General features: G+C 60.8%; 12 protein-coding genes. 8 read left to right on the forward strand and 4 right to left on the reverse strand.

Annotated features, from left to right (window positions below):
• Positions 1 to 31 precede the first annotated feature (31 nt).
• Positions 32 to 1,345, reverse strand: a complete 1,314-nt coding sequence (locus tag PMI01S_RS05165) for an ATP-binding protein (protein ID WP_084318288.1) — start codon at positions 1,343 to 1,345, stop codon at positions 32 to 34.
• A gap of 103 nt (positions 1,346 to 1,448) precedes the next feature.
• Positions 1,449 to 2,189 (reverse strand): osmolarity response regulator transcription factor OmpR, encoded by a 741-nt coding sequence (ompR, locus tag PMI01S_RS05170; RefSeq protein WP_008032260.1) that lies wholly within the window; start codon positions 2,187 to 2,189, stop codon positions 1,449 to 1,451.
• 360 nt (positions 2,190 to 2,549) lie between these two features.
• On the opposite strand from ompR, the gene PMI01S_RS05175 reads away from it, so the two are divergent.
• From PMI01S_RS05175 to tauD, 7 genes are all read left to right on the forward strand, one after another.
• Positions 2,550 to 4,874 (forward strand): Tex family protein, encoded by a 2,325-nt coding sequence (locus PMI01S_RS05175; protein ID WP_084318289.1) that lies wholly within the window; start codon positions 2,550 to 2,552, stop codon positions 4,872 to 4,874.
• Positions 4,874 to 5,257 (forward strand): PaaI family thioesterase, encoded by a 384-nt coding sequence (locus PMI01S_RS05180; RefSeq protein ID WP_017335909.1) that lies wholly within the window; start codon positions 4,874 to 4,876, stop codon positions 5,255 to 5,257. The genes PMI01S_RS05175 and PMI01S_RS05180 overlap by 1 nt, the downstream gene beginning before the upstream one ends.
• Positions 5,258 to 5,515: 258 nt before the next feature.
• The gene (gene gshA / locus PMI01S_RS05185; protein ID WP_084318290.1) at positions 5,516 to 7,099 is read left to right on the forward strand and encodes a glutamate--cysteine ligase; all 1,584 of its coding nucleotides are present in this window, start codon (positions 5,516 to 5,518) and stop codon (positions 7,097 to 7,099) included.
• Between the two features lie 819 nt (positions 7,100 to 7,918).
• Complete coding sequence (gene tauA, locus PMI01S_RS05190; RefSeq protein ID WP_084318291.1) at positions 7,919 to 8,896, forward strand: taurine ABC transporter substrate-binding protein; 978 nt, start codon at positions 7,919 to 7,921, stop codon at positions 8,894 to 8,896.
• 16 nt (positions 8,897 to 8,912) lie between these two features.
• Complete coding sequence (gene tauB / locus PMI01S_RS05195; protein WP_084318292.1) at positions 8,913 to 9,707, forward strand: taurine ABC transporter ATP-binding subunit; 795 nt, start codon at positions 8,913 to 8,915, stop codon at positions 9,705 to 9,707.
• On the forward strand, positions 9,704 to 10,537 hold the full coding sequence (tauC, locus tag PMI01S_RS05200; protein WP_084318293.1) for a taurine ABC transporter permease TauC: 834 nt from the start codon (positions 9,704 to 9,706) through the stop codon (positions 10,535 to 10,537). The genes tauB and tauC overlap by 4 nt, the downstream gene beginning before the upstream one ends.
• A gap of 131 nt (positions 10,538 to 10,668) precedes the next feature.
• Positions 10,669 to 11,511 carry a taurine dioxygenase gene (gene tauD / locus PMI01S_RS05205; protein WP_084318294.1) on the forward strand — a complete coding sequence of 281 codons (843 nt, stop codon included), beginning with the start codon at positions 10,669 to 10,671 and terminating at the stop codon, positions 11,509 to 11,511.
• 154 nt (positions 11,512 to 11,665) lie between these two features.
• Here tauD and mgrA read toward each other — a convergent pair whose 3' ends face one another.
• Together mgrA and PMI01S_RS05215 are read right to left on the reverse strand one after the other, a co-directional pair.
• Positions 11,666 to 12,703: an L-glyceraldehyde 3-phosphate reductase gene (mgrA, locus tag PMI01S_RS05210; RefSeq protein ID WP_084318295.1), complete on the reverse strand. Its 1,038-nt coding sequence runs from the start codon at positions 12,701 to 12,703 to the stop codon at positions 11,666 to 11,668.
• Between the two features lie 280 nt (positions 12,704 to 12,983).
• Positions 12,984 to 13,874 (reverse strand): LysR family transcriptional regulator, encoded by an 891-nt coding sequence (locus PMI01S_RS05215; RefSeq protein WP_084318296.1) that lies wholly within the window; start codon positions 13,872 to 13,874, stop codon positions 12,984 to 12,986.
• 128 nt (positions 13,875 to 14,002) lie between these two features.
• On the opposite strand from PMI01S_RS05215, the gene PMI01S_RS05220 reads away from it, so the two are divergent.
• Positions 14,003 to 14,743, forward strand: a complete 741-nt coding sequence (locus PMI01S_RS05220) for an SDR family oxidoreductase (RefSeq protein ID WP_084318297.1) — start codon at positions 14,003 to 14,005, stop codon at positions 14,741 to 14,743.
• Positions 14,744 to 14,795: the final 52 nt, after the last annotated feature.

Genomic DNA, 14,795 nt, shown 5'->3' on the forward strand with positions numbered 1-14,795 from the left:
AGGCCATCAGCCCCACCGAAAATCCCAGTTGCTAAACCGCATCCCGCGGCAACATCAACCCAAGCGGCAACCGCACCCGCGCTTCCAGCCCGCCACCAGACCGATTGCGCAACTCAACATTGCCGCCATGCATCGAAGCAATCCGCTTCACGATGGCCAATCCCAATCCAGTCCCTTTACCACCGCGAGCACGATCTCCCCGGGTAAACGGATTGAAGATCGCTTCCAGCTCCGACGGATCGATCCCCGCCCCACGGTCCATGACGCTCAGCACCACATACGGCGCGCTCACGTCCCCGGACACATAAGCCGCCACTTCGACCCCACTGCCAGCATGATGCAGTGCGTTACCGATCAGGTTGTTCAGCAGCCGCTTCATCGACACGCGACGCAACGGAAACGGCTGAATCGGCTCCAGTCGCAGGCGGACTTTCTCTTCGTTCTGGTTGTAAGGCGCGGCGACTTCGCGGACCAGATCGGTCAAGTCCACCTCTTCCACCGATTCATCGCGGCCATCGCGAATGAACGCGAGGAACTGGTCGAGAATCGCGTCCATGTCTTCGATGTCACGCACCATGTCGTCCGTCAGGTCGTTGTGGTCGCCCATCAGTTCCAGTGACAGCCGCAATCGCGTCAGTGGCGTACGCAAGTCATGGGACACCCCGGCCAGCATCAGCTCGCGCTCGCGGCCAGCCTGTTCGACGTCTTCAGCCATCTGGTTGAAGGCGCGATACACCTCGGTCATCTCGCTTGGTGTATCGCTGATCGGCAGGCGCACGCTACGGCCCTGGCCAAGTTGCCTTGCGGCGTAGACCAGGCGTTTCAGAGGTTGATTGAGCTGACTGACGAAGATCCACGCCGAGGCGGTGGAGAGCAAGCCGATGGCAAGGAACCAGCCCAGCACGTTCCAGATTTTCTGGCCGCGCAACGGATGCGGGTACAGCGGCACTTTCAGCCAGCCATCACCCAGGCTCGGCGCCCGAACCCACAGCGCCGGCGGTGAGTGCATGCGCAATCGCACCTCGGTGTCGGCACCCAGCTCTGCCCGCATCTGCCGCTGGTAGATTGCGCTGTAGGGCCAGTGCTGTTCACCTTCCGGCACACCCGTGCCCACCACCCGGATCAGGGTCGCGGCTTCGGCAATCTTGTCGCGGTTGTTTTCATCCGCCGCCCAATAGGCACGCAACGTCAGGGCGACGCCGTGGCTGTATTGGCGATCCACCAGCACGTCTTCGTTCATCAACAGATAAACCAGGGTCAGCGCCTTGGAGAACAGGACGACGATCAGCACCAGCCACAGGGTGCGGGAGAAAAAACTCTGGGGGAACCAAACGGGGGTTTTCATGGATAACCGCTACACACTTGCAGGAGCGAGCGATGCTCGCATATTGCGGATCGCGAGTCTGCGGACACCCTCATCCGCACGACCCGCTCCTACAAATCGCCGATCACTTGGTGGCGGCGCCATCCGGAACGAACACGTAGCCCACGCCCCAGACGGTCTGGATGTAACGCGGCTTGGACGGATCGGGTTCGATCATCCGGCGCAGACGGGAAATCTGCACGTCAATGGAACGCTCCAGAGCATCCCACTCGCGGCCACGGGCCAGGTTCATGAGTTTGTCACGAGTCAGTGGCTGACGCGCGTTCATGACCAACGCCTTGAGCACCGCGAACTCACCGGTGGTGAGCATGTGCACTTCGTCGCCGCGTTTCAGTTCGCGAGTCGCCAGCGACAATTCGTAGTCACCGAACGTCACGCTTTCGTCTTCGCTGCCCGGCGCGCCCGGCACCGGAGCGGACTGACGACGCAGGACGGCTTTGACACGCGCCATCAGCTCGTCCGGGTTGAACGGCTTGGCCAGGTAATCGTCGGCGCCCAGTTCCAGGCCCTTGATACGGCTCAGCTCGTCGCCCTTGGCGGTGAGCATGATGATCGGAATCTGATTGTTCGCGCCGCGCAGGCGGCGGCAGGCGGTCAGGCCGTCTTCGCCGGGCAGCATCAGGTCGAGGACGACCAGGTTGAACACTTCACGCGCCAGCAGGCGGTCCATTTGTTCCGTGTTCGGTACGGCGCGGGCACGGTAGCCCTTGCTGACGAAAAAGCGTTCCAGCAGGCTGCTGAGCCCCGGATCGTCGTCAACGATAAGAATTTTTTCGCCTTCAGCAATGTTTGCAGTGCTGCTCATTGGATGCTCCTTTGATCTCGGCGCGCATTATGGCGTAGCTGCCGTTATACGCACCGTGTGCATTGTTAGCAGATTTTTCCTTCACCGCCAGAAATCCGGGCATTGTGCCTACAGCCCGTGATGCCCCCGAATGACAGAACGCTGGTTATAATGCGCGGCCTTTTGTGTCAGGCAACGTCTGATCGTTACCTAAGTTGCGGCTTTTTATTTTCATCGCCGCGGCAGTAATTGTTCGATTTCACGGGTCAACGGGATGCCTGTTGATTCAGGTAGCGGCGCAGGCCAGGCCGCTCAACCAGACTCGCCGAGCCTTTATCTCTGGGCTTGCGAGCCTGCTTTCACAATTTGTCAGGTGGTTTTATGGACAGCATCAACAGCCGCATCGCCGAGGAACTCGGCGTACGCCCACAACAGGTCGAAGCGGCCGTCGCGCTACTCGATGAAGGCTCTACCGTTCCCTTCATCGCCCGTTACCGGAAAGAAGTGACCGGCAGTCTCGATGACATTCAGTTGCGTCATCTGGAAGAGCGTCTGCGCTACCTGCGAGAACTCGACGAACGGCGCATCAGCATCCTGGCCAGCATCCAGGAGCAAGGCAAGCTGACCCCGCAACTGGAACGCGACATCAAGCTCGCCGACACCAAGACCCGCCTCGAAGACTTGTACCTGCCGTACAAGCAGAAGCGCCGCACCAAGGGCCAGATCGCCCTGGAAGCTGGCCTCGGCGAGTTGGCCGACGGCCTGTTCAACGACCCGACCCTGAGCCCGGAAACCGAAGCCGCACGCTTCGTTGATGCCGAAAAAGGCGTCGCCGATGTGAAGGCGGCTCTCGAAGGCGCCAAGTACATCCTGATGGAACGCTTCGCCGAAGACGCCGGCCTCCTGGACAAGCTGCGCAACTACCTCAAGCAGGAAGCCACCCTCAGTGCCCGCGTGATTGCCGGCAAGGAAGAGGAAGGCGCCAAGTTCCGCGACTATTTCGAACACGATGAACCGCTGAAAAGCATGCCGTCGCACCGTGCGCTGGCGATTTTCCGTGGCCGCAACGAAGGCATTCTCAGCTCCGCGCTGAAAGTCGGCGATGAACTGCCGGGCACCATGCACCCATGCGAAGGCATGATCGGCCAGCAGTTCGGCATCCAGAACCAGAACCGCGCTGCCGACAAATGGCTGGGCGAAGTGGTGCGCTGGACCTGGAAGGTCAAGCTCTACACCCACCTCGAAACCGACCTGTTGGGCGAGCTGCGCGATGGCGCGGAAACCGAAGCGATCAATGTGTTTGCGCACAACCTGCACGACCTGCTGCTGTCGGCTCCGGCCGGCCCGCGCGCCACCCTGGGCCTCGACCCGGGCCTGCGCACCGGTTGCAAGGTTGCCGTGGTCGACGCCACCGGCAAGCTGCTGGATCACGCCACGGTTTACCCGCACGTGCCGCACAACAAGTGGGACCAGACCCTGGCGATTCTGGCTGCTCTTTGCGCCAAGCACTCGGTAGACCTGATCGCCATCGGCAACGGCACCGCCAGCCGCGAAACCGACAAGCTCGCCGCTGAGCTGATCAAAAAATACCCAGCGATGAAGATGACCAAAGTCATGGTGTCCGAAGCGGGTGCATCGGTTTACTCGGCGTCGGAACTGGCGTCCAAGGAATTCCCGGACCTGGACGTGTCGATCCGTGGCGCGGTGTCTATCGCCCGTCGCCTGCAGGACCCGCTGGCCGAGCTGGTGAAGATCGATCCGAAATCCATCGGTGTCGGCCAGTACCAGCACGACGTGTCGCAGCTGAAACTGGCACGTGGCCTGGACGCGGTAGTCGAGGATTGCGTGAACGCCGTGGGCGTGGACGTGAACACTGCTTCCGTGGCGCTGCTGGCCCGCATCTCTGGCCTCAACGCGACCCTGGCGCAAAACATCGTCAGTCACCGCGACGAGCATGGCGCGTTCAAAACCCGCGCGGCGTTGAAGAAAGTTGCGCGTCTGGGCGAGAAAACCTTCGAACAGGCCGCTGGCTTCCTGCGTGTCATGAACGGCGACAACCCGCTGGATTCGTCTGCGGTTCACCCGGAAGCCTATCCGCTGGTCCAGCGCATCGCCGCTGAAACCGACCGTGACATTCGCTCGCTGATCGGCGATGCGAGCTTCCTCAAGCGTCTTGATCCGAAGAAGTACACCGACGAAACCTTCGGTCTGCCGACGGTCACCGACATCCTGCAAGAGCTGGAAAAACCGGGCCGCGACCCGCGTCCGGAGTTCAAGACCGCCGAATTCCAGGAAGGCGTCGAAGACCTCAAGGACCTGCAACTGGGCATGATCCTCGAAGGTGTCGTGACCAACGTGACTAACTTCGGTGCATTCGTCGACATCGGCGTGCATCAGGACGGTTTGGTGCACATCTCTGCGCTTTCGGAGAAGTTCATCAAGGACCCTCGCGAAGCGGTTAAGGCCGGTGACGTGGTGAAAGTGAAGGTCATGGAAGTCGACATCCCGCGCAAACGCGTCGGCTTGTCGATGCGCATGAGCGACACACCAGGCGAGAAAATCGACGGTGCCCGTGGTGCGCGTCCGGGGTCGGCACCGCGCCAGTCCCAGAACACCGCACCGCGCAAGGAAACCACGGCGGCGGCCCCGGCCAACAACGCCATGGCTTCGCTGTTCGCTAACGCCAAGCAGTTGAAGAAACGCTGATGGACATTCCAGCCGGGCTGACCGAAAGCGCTTTTTTCAAGCTGCTGGGGTGTCGCTTGCACAGTCTGGAGGCCGGGGTGGCGCAAGTCGCCCTGGCGCTGGAACCGGAACTGCGTAATCGCGGCGGCAAGTTGCACGGCGGGGCCTTGTTCAGTCTGGTGGACATTGCCATGGGGCTGGCCTGTTCCAGCACCCACGGCTTTGACCAGCAGAGCGCGACCATCGAATGCAAGATCAACTACATCCGCGCCGTCGCCGACGGTGAGGTGATGTGCACGGCGCGGGTGATCCACCCGGGCCGCCGCACGCTGGTGGTCGAAGCCGACGTGATGCAGGGCGACAAACTCGTCGCAAAAGCACAAGGCACGTTCGCTGTCCTGTAGCTAGCCGTCATCGATTTGAGTTAATTTCAGCGCTGTGACCGCAGCGCTGAAATTCCCTGTGGGAGCGGGCTTGCTCGCGAAGGCGGTGTATCAGGCAATTTATTTGTTGACTGACACTGCCTCTTCGCGAGCAAGCCCGCTCCCACATTGATTGCGGCAAGTTCCAAAACCAGGCGAAAACGCCAGTTTCAACTTCACCCTTGTAGACCGTCTTGCCCACCCCCATATTGGGGCGACTGACGCGTGAAGGAATCCAACTTGAGCGAACTTCTCAACCGCCGCCTGGCTCTGCTCGGCGAGCGCGCTAACCTCTCTCTGCTCGAACAGTGCCTTCACGGCATCGAACGTGAATGCCTGCGCGTGACCGGCGAAGGTCGCCTGGCGCAAACGCCGCACCCGGAAGAATTGGGTTCCGCGCTGACCAACGAACAAATCACCACCGACTATTCCGAGTCGCTGCTGGAGTTCATCACGCCCGCCCTGCCCGACCCGGCCGACACCCTGGCGAGCCTGGACAAGATTCACCGCTTTGCCTACAGCAAGCTCGGCAACGAGTACCTGTGGAGTCCGTCGATGCCGTGCCCGTTGCCGGCCGAGGAAGATATCCCGATCGCCTATTACGGCACGTCCAACATCGGCAAGCTCAAGTATGTCTACCGCAAGGGTCTGGCCCTGCGCTACGGCAAGACCATGCAGTGCATCGCAGGGATTCACTACAACTTCTCCCTGCCGGAAAAGCTCTGGCCGCTGCTCAAAGAGGCTGAAGGCTTTGTCGGCACTGACCGCGACTATCAGTCGTCGGCCTACATCGCCCTGATCCGCAACTTCCGTCGCTACAGCTGGCTGCTGATGTACCTGTTCGGTGCCTCGCCAGCGCTGGACGCCGGTTTCCTGCGGGGTCGTTCGCACCAGTTGGAACAGCTGGACCCGGACACTTTGTACCTGCCGTACGCCACCAGCCTGCGCATGAGCGATCTGGGTTACCAGAGCAACGCCCAGGTGGGTCTGACGCCGTGCTACAACGATTTGGCGAGCTACACCGACAGTTTGCGCAAAGCCGTCGCCACGCCGTATGCGCCGTACGTTGAAATCGGTACGCATCAAAACGGTGAGTGGGTTCAGCTCAACACCAACATCCTGCAGATCGAAAACGAGTACTACTCCAACATCCGCCCGAAACGCGTGACCTACACCGGCGAACGGCCGATCCAGGCGCTGGTGGCCCGCGGCATTCAATACGTCGAAGTGCGTTGCCTGGACATCAACCCGTTCCTGCCGATGGGCATCGACTTGCCGGAGTCGCGTTTCCTCGATGCGTTCCTGCTGTACTGCGCGCTGAACGACAGCCCGCTGCTGACCAATACTTCGTGCGGCAACGCGACCTCGAACTTCCTCAGCGTGGTCAAGGAAGGTCGCCGCCCGGGCCTGCAACTGCAACGCGACGGTCATCCGGTAGACCTGAAAGAGTGGGCCAGCGAGTTGCTGGAGAAGATTGCTCCACTCGCGGCGTTACTGGATCAGAGCCATGGCGGCGATGCGCACAGCAAGGCATTGGACGCGCAATTGGCCAAGGTCAAGGACCCTTCCCTGACGCCATCGGCCCAGGTGCTGGCGGCGATGGCCGTGCACAAGGAAAGCTTCAGCCAGTTCTCCCTGCGTCAGAGCCAGGCCCACGCGGAGTTTTTCCGCAGCGAGCCGCTTTCAAGCGAAGAACAGGCGAAATTTGAAGACCGGGCACGTTCGTCACTGGCAGAACAGGTCGAGCTGGAGCAGAACGAAGTCGGCGATTTCGATGTGTTTGTCGGGTCGTATCAGGCGAGCATTCTGGCGATCAGTAACTGATCGTCGGCGGTCCTGCGGACCTTGATCGCCAGCAAGCCGGCTCCTACACAGAGGCGGGATCGCCAAAAATCGCGCACCCAACGCAAAACCCTGTAGGAGCCGGCTTGCCAGCGAGGGCGGCCTGAAATTCACCGCAAGGCTCAAGGGCCTCATCGCCAGCAAGCCGGCTCCTACGCAGAGGCGGGATCGCCAAAAATCGCGCACCCAACGCAAAACCCTGTAGGAGCTGGCTTGCCAGCGATGGCGGCCTGAAATTCACCGCAAGGCTCAAGGGCCTCATCGCCAGCAAGCCGGCTCCTACACAGAGGCGGGATCGCCAAACATCGCGCACCCAACGCAAAACCCTGTAGGAGCTGGCTTGCCAGCGAGGGCGGCCTGAAATTCACCGCAAGGCTCAAGGGCCTCATCGCCAGCAAGCCGGCTCCTACGCAGAGGCGGGATCGCCAAAAATCGCGCCCCCAACGCAAAACCCTGTAGGGGCTGGCTTGCCAGCGATGGCGGCCTGAAATTCACCGCAAGGCTCAAGGGCCCCATCGCCAGCAAGCCGGCTCCTACACGGATGCGGGATCGCCAAACATCGCGCGCCCAACGCAAAACCCTGTAGGAGCCGGCTTGCTGGCGATGGCGGCCTTGAATTCACCGCAAGGCTCAAGGGCCTCATCGCCAGCAAGCCGGCTCCTACAAGGAAGCTGCGCGATAATGGCTCTTAGAATTTTCCGCTCATAAGCTCATTCGAAAAAGTTATTTATTTTCGGATTCTTATATCATTTAGTCTCTTTTTCACGCCGACTCTCGGTCCGCCTGAAAAGGAGCTTCTCAATGAAACTTAACTTCCCACTTCGCCTCCTGGCGGCCGCGTCTCTGGCGGCAGCGAGTTTCTTTGCCCAGGCGGCTGACGTGACCGTCGCCTACCAGACCACCGTAGACCCGGCGAAAGTCGCCCAGGCCGACGGCGCGTATGAAAAAGCCACCAACGCCAAGATCGACTGGCGAAAATTCGACAACGGTGCCGACATCATCGCCGCCATCGCGTCCGGTGACGTGCAGATCGGCTACCTCGGTTCCAGCCCCCTGACGGCTGCAATCACCCGCAAAGTTCCGGTAGAAACCTTCCTCATTGCCACGCAGATCGGCGCCGCTGAAGCCTTGGTCGCCCGCGACGGTTCCGGGATCAAAACCCCACAAGACCTGATCGGCAAGAAAATCGCCGTGCCGTTCGTTTCCACCGGTCACTACAGCCTGCTGGCAGCGCTGAAGCACTGGAACATCGACCCGTCGAAAGTCACCGTCCTCAACCTCGCCCCGCCGGCGATCATCGCTGCGTGGAAACGCGGTGACATCGATGCCACTTACGTCTGGGATCCGGCGCTCGGCGTGGCCAAGGAAAACGGCAAAGTGCTGATCACCTCCGGCGAACTGGCCAAGTTCGGCGCGCCGACTTTCGATGCGTGGATCGTGCGTAAAGACTTCGCCGAGAAACACCCGGAAATCGTCACCGCGTTCGCCAAAGTCACCCTCGACGCCTACGCCGATTACCGTAAAGACCCGAAAGCCTGGCTTGCCAATCAGTCCAACGTCGACAAGCTGGTGAAGCTGTCCGGTGCCAAGGCCAGCGACATTCCGCTGCTGCTGCAAGGCAACGTCTACCCGCTGGCGGCTGATCAGGTGATCACCCTCGGCGCGCCGACGACCAAAGCCATCACCGACACCGCCGTGTTCCTCAAGGAACAAGGCAAGGTCGAAGCCGTGCTGCCGGACTACGCGCCGTACGTCAGCGCCAAGTTCATCACCCACTGATCCGGAGTTAACTGCGATGGCTTTGCTACAGCTGGAGCGCATCAGCGCACAGTACCCCGGCAGTCCGGAACCGGTATTGGCGGATATTTCCCTGAGCCTGGGGCCCCAGCAGTTGCTGGTGGCCCTCGGCCCTTCCGGCAGTGGCAAGACTTCGCTGTTGAACCTGATTGCCGGTTTCGTCGAGCCCAGCGCCGGGCGCATCAGCCTCGATGGCGTGCCGGTCAAAGGCCCGAGCGCCGAACGTGGCGTGGTGTTCCAGGACGATGCCTTGTTGCCGTGGCAGGATGTGCTGGCCAACGTGGGTTTCGGTCTGGAATTGGCCGGTGTTCCCCGTGACAAACGTGAAATCCGCGCTCGAGAAATGCTCGCGCTGGTGGACCTTTCCGGTTTTGAGAATCGCCGTATCTGGCAGCTCTCGGGCGGCCAGAAACAACGTGTCGGCCTGGCCCGTGCGCTCGCCGCCGATCCTCGCGTGTTGCTGATGGACGAACCCTTCGGCGCCCTCGATGCCTTCACTCGCGAACAAATGCAGGAGCTGCTGTTGCAAGTCTGGCAGCGCACTGCAAAACCGGTCTTCCTGATTACCCACGACATTGAAGAAGCGGTGTTTCTGGCCACGGATCTGATTCTGCTGGCGCCGAACCCGGGGCAAATCGTCGAGCGCCTGAGCCTGGATTTCGGTCAGCGTTACGCCGCCGGCGAGTCCGCACGGGCGATCAAATCCGACCCGCGCTTTATCGAAACCCGCGAACACGTACTCGCCAAAGTGTTCTCCCAACGCAGCGCCGCCACGCGGCAGGAGCGCGCATGAGCAGCTATGAAATTCCGGCCGTGACGGTGAAACCGGGTTCGACGGTCATTCCGGTTCGCCGCAGCTTGAGCACGCGCTGGATCAGCGTGCTGACGCTGGTCGCGCTGGTTGCCCTTTGGTGGGCCGTTACCGCTACGGGGATGATCGAACCGCTGTTCCTGCCGCCACCGTCCGCCGTGCTGCAAAAAGGCTGGCTGCTGGTGACGACCGGCTACATGGATTCGACGTTGTGGCAGCACTTGGGCGCGAGCCTCGGCCGCATCGGTCTGGGCCTCGGCTTTGCCGTGCTGACCGCCGTGCCGGTGGGCATTGCGATCGGTGCCAACCGTATCGCGCGCGGCATTCTCGATCCGCTGATCGAGTTCTACCGGCCGATTCCGCCGCTGGCCTATCTGCCGCTGATCGTGATCTGGTGCGGCATTGGCGAGCTGTCGAAAGTCTTGCTGATCTACCTGGCGATCTTCGCCCCGATTGCCATCGCCACCGCCACTGGCGTGCGCACCGTCGACCCGGCCAGATTGCGCGCCGCGCAGTCGTTGGGCGCAACCCGCGCGCAGTTGATTCGCCATGTGATTCTGCCAAGTGCCTTGCCGGACATTTTGACTGGCGTGCGCATTGGTCTGGGCGTGGGTTGGTCAACGCTGGTCGCCGCCGAGCTGATCGCCGCCACCAGCGGGCTGGGCTTCATGGTGCAGTCGGCCGCGCAATTCCTGGTCACCGATGTGGTGGTGCTGGGGATTCTGGTGATTGCGCTGATCGCCTTTGCCATGGAGATGGGCTTGCGTGCGCTGCAACGCAAACTGGTGCCATGGCACGGCCAGGCTCACTAAACATTTCCCAATGTGGGAGCGGGCTTGCTCGCGAATGCAGCGTGTCATGCGAAATAGCTGTGACGGACACACCGCTTTCGCGAGCAAGCCCGCTCCCACAGTCGGTACCCCGAATTCAGTAGAGAAAGACCATGAGCCACCTGACAATCGTCCCCCTCAGCTCCGCGCTCGGCGCGCAAATCAGTGGCATCGACATCAGTCAGCCGCTGAACCTGGAACAGCGCGATGCCATCGAGCAGGCATTGCTCAAGCATCAGGTGCTGTTCTTCCGCGACCAGCCGATCACACCACAGCAACAGGCACGTTTCGCCGCCAATTTCGGCGACCTGCACATTCATCCGATCTACCCGAATGTGCCGGAACAGCCGCAGGTGCTGATCCTCGACACCGCTGTCACTGACGTGCGCGACAACGCCATCTGGCACACCGACGTGACCTTCCTGCCAACCCCGGCGCTGGGCGCAGTGCTCAGCGCAAAATTGCTGCCGGAGTTTGGCGGCGACACGTTGTGGGCCAGTGGCATTGCGGCATATGAAGCGCTGTCAGCGCCGATGAAAACATTGCTCGAGGGGCTGACCGCGACTCACGATTTCACCCGCTCGTTTCCGCTCGAACGCTACGGCAATACGCCAGAAGCGCTGGCTCAGTGGGAAGAAGCACGCCGCAAGAATCCGCCACTGTCGCACCCGGTGATCCGCACGCACCCGGTAAGCGAGCGCCGGTCGCTGTTCGTCAATGAAGGGTTCACGTCGAAGATCAACGAGCTGTCGGAGACCGAGAGCGAGGTGATCCTGAAGTTTCTGTTTGCCCATGCAACGCGGCCGGAGTTCACCATTCGCTGGCGCTGGCAGAAGGATGATGTGGCGTTCTGGGATAACCGCGTGACGCAGCATTACGCGGTGGATGATTACCGACCGGCGCGGCGGGTGATGCAGCGGGCGACAGTGTTGGGGGATGTGCCGTTTTTTCGGTAAATCCCGATTTTTTTGTTGTTTGGTCTGGCCCCATCGCGAGCAAGCCCGCTCCCACATTCGACCGCGTTCTTGATTTCAGAACGCGGTCGAATGTGGGAGCGGGCTTGCTCGCGAAGGCGATGTAACAGGCGCCGAATAAACCGGCGCCCAACGATCACTCAGCCGTCGAAGGCTTCTCCCAAAGGTTGATCCCGCCCTCCTGGGCAAACCGGTCAATCTCCGCCAGCTCCTCCACACTGAAACTCAGATTCTTCAACGCCCCGACGTTCTCGATGATCTGCTCCGGCCGGCTCGCACCGATCAGCGCCGAGGTCACACGCGGATCGCGCAGCGTCCACGCCAACGCCAATTGAGCGAGGCTCTGACCACGACGCTTGGCAATTTCATTGAGCCCACGCACATGGGCGATGTTGGCCTCCGACAGGTGCGAGGACTGCAAAGAACCACCGCCCGGACGATTCACCCGTGCATCCTTCGGAATGCCGTTGAGGTATTTGTCGGTCAACAAACCCTGCGCCAACGGCGTGAACGCAATCACACCAGTGCCCAGTTCGTCGGTGACCTCCAGCAGGTCCTTTTCCACCCAGCGATTGAGCAGGTTGTAAGCCGGCTGGTGAATCAACAACGGCACTTTCCACTCTTTCAACAGCGCCGCCATCTCACGGGTTTTCACCCCGGAATACGACGAGATGCCGATGTACAGCGCCTTGCCCTGCTGCACGGCAGTAGCGAGTGCGCTGGCGGTTTCCTCCAGCGGAGTGTCCGGATCGAAACGGTGCGAATAGAAGATATCCACATAATCCAGGCCCAGGCGCTGCAGGCTCTGATCAAGGCTGGCCAGCACGTATTTGCGCGAACCGCCGCCCTGACCGTAAGGACCGGGCCACATGTCCCAACCGGCCTTGCTGGAAATGATCAGCTCGTCGCGATACTGCTTGAAGTCTTCGCGCAGCAAACGGCCGAAGTTGATCTCGGCGCTGCCGTACGGCGGGCCGTAATTGTTGGCCAGGTCGAAGTGGTTGATCCCCAGATCGAACGCCGTGCGCAACAACGAACGCTGGGTGTCGATCGGCGTGCTGTCGCCGAAGTTGTGCCACAGGCCCAGGGACAACGCCGGCAACACCAGACCGCTGCGACCGACGCGGCGGTAAGGGATGGAGTCGTAGCGGTTTTCGGCAGCGGTGTAGGTCATCGAATCCTCTCTTGTCTGTCTTGAAGTTGGCATCGACTGCTTCGCAAGTTGCCCAGCATACGCCCAGACAAACGCCGATAAACCCCAGACACAAGGAAATGCTGAAACGTTTCACATATTTTCGATCGGGCCGACCCTGGAGCCAAAATCCACATGGCGTTTATATCGACAGCGGCACGTCCTGGATAATCACTCCGTACAAGATCGCAGCCTTCGGCAGCGCCTACAGAAGAGCGTTGTACACCTGCAGGAGCGTGCGATCTTTTGATCTTCGACTACCTCAAACGGCCCCTGCAAACACCTCCCCCAACCAATCCACAAACACCCGAACCCTTGGCGACATCTGTCGGTTGTGCGGATACAGCACTGAAACCGGCATCGGCGGCGGTGGGGTGTCGGTAAGGATTTCCTGTACCCCCCCCTGAGCAATCAGCGTTTCCATTCGGTAATGCGGGCACTGGATCAAACCCAGTCCGGCGATGGCCGACGCGGCATAGATTTCCGCGCCGAATACCGAGAGCGCGCCGTCGATGGCCACCTCCTTCAGCTCACCATCGACCATGAACTCGAACGGAAACAATTTGGCGGTGGTGCGCGAGACGTAGTTCACCGCGCGATGGTGTTTCAGGTCTCCGAGGGTTTTCGGTTCGCCGTATTTGCGTAGATACGCAGGGCTGGCACAGGTGATCTGCCGCAGGTTGGCGACACGTTTGCCGATCAGCGCCGAGTCACCCAGAGTGCCGGCACGCAGTACGCAGTCGACGCCCTCGGCAATCAGGTCGACAAAGCGGTCCGCCTCGCTGATCGACAGTTCTATATCCGGGTAACGGGCCATGAACTGCGGCAACGCAGGGATCACAAAGTGCTTGGCCAGAGTGCCATGCAAATCCACGCGCAATCGCCCCTTCGGCGCCACGCTGCGAAAGGCCATTTCGGCTTCTTCCAGCTCCGCCAGCAACTGCACACAACGCAGGTAGTAAGCCTCGCCGTCCAGCGTCGGGCGTACCTTGCGTGTGCTGCGCTCCAGTAAGCGTGTGCCAAGCCAGGCCTCGAATTGATTCAGCGTGTGAGTCAGGGTTGCCCGCGGCAAATTCAGGTCTTCGGCGGCCAGGGTGAAGCTGCTGCGCTCATAGATCCGTACGAAAACCTTCATTGCCTTGACTTGATCCACGCGGAGCTCCGGGCCTTCGATTGTTGGCGATTATTGAACAGTCAAGGCAACTCTCGTGCATTTATCGGCCTGAGTAAACATGTGAATCTGGCTTCACCCCAAGCAAACACCTTCAAGGAATCTTCGCCATGACTACTCAAATTTCGAAAGTTGCCATCGTGACCGGCGCCTCTCGCGGCATCGGTGCCGTCATCGCCAGACAACTGGCCCGCGAAGGTTTCGCCGTCGCTGTCAACTACGCCAGCAGCGCCACTGAAGCGTCGGCTCTGGTGGTCGAGTTGCGCCAGGCTGGCCATCGAGCCATAGCGATCAAGGCTGACGTGGCCAATGCCGACGACGTGCGCCGGATGTTCGATGAAACCGAAACGCAACTGGGCAAAGTCGATGTGTTGATCAACAACGCCGGCATTCTCAAAGTGATGCCGCTGGCGCAACACACAGACGAACTGTTCGACCAGACCTTCAACATCCACGCTCGCGGCACGTTCAACACGTTGCGTGAAGCGGCGACGCGCTTGAACGCGGGCGGGCGGATCGTCAACTTCTCCAGCAGTACGGTCGGCATGAACCTGCCGGGCTACGCCGTGTACATCGCCAGCAAGGCGGCTGTGGAATCTCTGACTCAGGTGTTCGCCAAGGAAATGCGCGGTCGTAACATCACCGTCAACGCTGTGGCTCCGGGCCCGGTGGCGACCGACCTGTTCCTGCATGGCAAGAGCGAAGAGCAGATTCAGACCTTCGCCAGGATGCCGCCGCTGGAACGCCTGGCTCAGCCGGAAGACATTTCCCGCGTTGTGGCCTTTCTGGTCGGGCCGGATTCGGCCTGGGTCAACGGGCAAATCCTGCGGGTCAATGGTGGGCTGGTTTAAGCACAGAACGCGCACCGACGCCTATGCTCAAAGGTGAGCAGGGAGACCGAGG

It is taken from the genome of Pseudomonas migulae NBRC 103157, assembly GCF_002091715.1.
Taxonomy (GTDB): domain Bacteria; phylum Pseudomonadota; class Gammaproteobacteria; order Pseudomonadales; family Pseudomonadaceae; genus Aquipseudomonas; species Aquipseudomonas migulae_A.